1 protein-coding gene is annotated in these 1,121 nt (G+C 73.1%); it reads left to right on the top strand.

Annotated features, from left to right (window positions below):
• Positions 1–1,009 (top strand): hypothetical protein (locus GJ632_RS22690; protein WP_197428159.1); only part of this gene is annotated, 1,009 nt, incomplete at its 5' end.
• Positions 1,010–1,121: the final 112 nt, after the last annotated feature.

The raw sequence follows: 1,121 nt of genomic DNA, 5'->3' as shown, positions 1-1,121 counted from the left end.
CGACGCCCTCGAAGACGTCTCCGAGGCGCCGTCGCCCGTCGAAGCGCTGGGGCCGCTTCGGTACGCTCGCGAGTCCGCCACCGCGGTGGCGACGGCGTGGCGGGCCATCGACGGGGACGTCGCCTTCGACGACGTGCGCGAGACGGCGTCCGCGGTCCGAGGCGAGATAGACGACTTCCGCGGGCGCTGGCGCTACGTCGGCGACGACCCGGTCCGGGCGGTGCTCGCCCACGGCGAAGTCGAAGGCCACGTCGCCACCGCCGGCCGCAGGCTCTCCGGCGCGGTCGACCGGTCGCGGTACGTCGCCGAGAACCCCGTCGTAATCGGCGAGATGGCCGGCGACGTCGCCGCCGCGCGGGCGTCGCTGACGCACGGTGCCTACCTGTACGACCGGTTCGTCGCCTCGCTGTCGGCGACGCGGCCGATGGGCCCGGTGTTCCGCGCGGCGGGCGAGTCGCTGACCGCGACGATGAACGACCGGCGAGAGGAACTCCCGGCCGCGGACGGGTCGCCGTCGTCGTACGTCGGGGGCGACGCCGCGGAGGCGCCCGTGGGATCCGCGCTGGTCGAACTCCGCGACGGCATCGAGTACGCCGACCGAATCGACGACGAACGAGCGACCGGCCAACGGGCGAACGTCGTCCTCTCGGCGTTCTGGACGCTGGTTCGTATCCGGGCGTTCGAGCGTCTCCGCGAACGCGTCGAGCGCGGGGACTACGTGACCGTCGAGAGCGCCGCGGACGTGCGGCGGATGCGCGAGTCGGCGTTTCGGGCGGTGGAGTCCGCGCTGGCGTCTGACGCGCCTCCGCGTCTCGCCCGTCACGTGCTCCAGACGGTCGGTGCGCTGGAGTACGTCGCGAAGCGACTGCACGAGTACGAAGACGACGACGCGGTACACGTCGACTGGCTCGGCCGGGAACTCGGCCGGTACGTCTCCGTCGAGGCGATGGCGCGGGCGACGCCGGAGACGACGAAATCCGTCGCCGACGCGATTCGGTCCGCGCGCTGACCGGGTCGCCAATCTTCTTGGCGCCGCGCCGCGACGTTCGCCCGAATGCCCGCCCGTCACCGACTCCTCCTCGCCCTCGTCCTCGTCAGCGTCGTCGGAACCGCCGTCGCCG

Source organism: Halogeometricum sp. CBA1124, assembly GCF_009741955.1.
GTDB classification, from domain to species: domain Archaea; phylum Halobacteriota; class Halobacteria; order Halobacteriales; family Haloferacaceae; genus Halogeometricum; species Halogeometricum rufum.
This window is presented reverse-complemented; position numbering and strand designations above follow the sequence as displayed.